Raw genomic sequence first — 254 nt, 5'->3', positions numbered from 1 at the left:
CGTGGAGTTGACCCTGTTTCATCAGGCCTTCTGCTCTTCGTGTTCCGCGAGAAGCAGTGCAAGTTCGTCGCCGGCGATCAACACATCGTGCCCTCCGCGGTGAACATGCAGTTCAACACGGCTCGGTCGAAACGCGGTGTTCCGAACAAACTCGACCGCACCCCAGAGGGAGTCGAACATCTCCCTGTGAGAAACTTCGAAACGCTGCCACAAAACAACAGTTGTATGGCTCTCTCCAAACCGGCTCATTGCCT

The 254-nt window shown here is 55.9% G+C and carries 1 protein-coding gene; it reads right to left on the bottom strand.

Going from position 1 to position 254, the window contains the following annotated elements; translation table 11 throughout:
- Window positions 1-21: 21 nt before the first annotated feature.
- The coding region (locus KVT34_RS30610) for a hypothetical protein (RefSeq protein WP_217563334.1) at window positions 22-254 on the bottom strand (233 nt) is incomplete at its 5' end.

It is taken from the genome of Paenibacillus sp. GbtcB18 (assembly GCF_019091125.1).
Classification (GTDB): Bacteria; Bacillota; Bacilli; order Paenibacillales; family NBRC-103111; genus Paenibacillus_F; species Paenibacillus_F chitinolyticus.
Note: the sequence above shows the minus strand (reverse complement) of the source record. Positions and strands in the feature narration are given on the sequence as shown.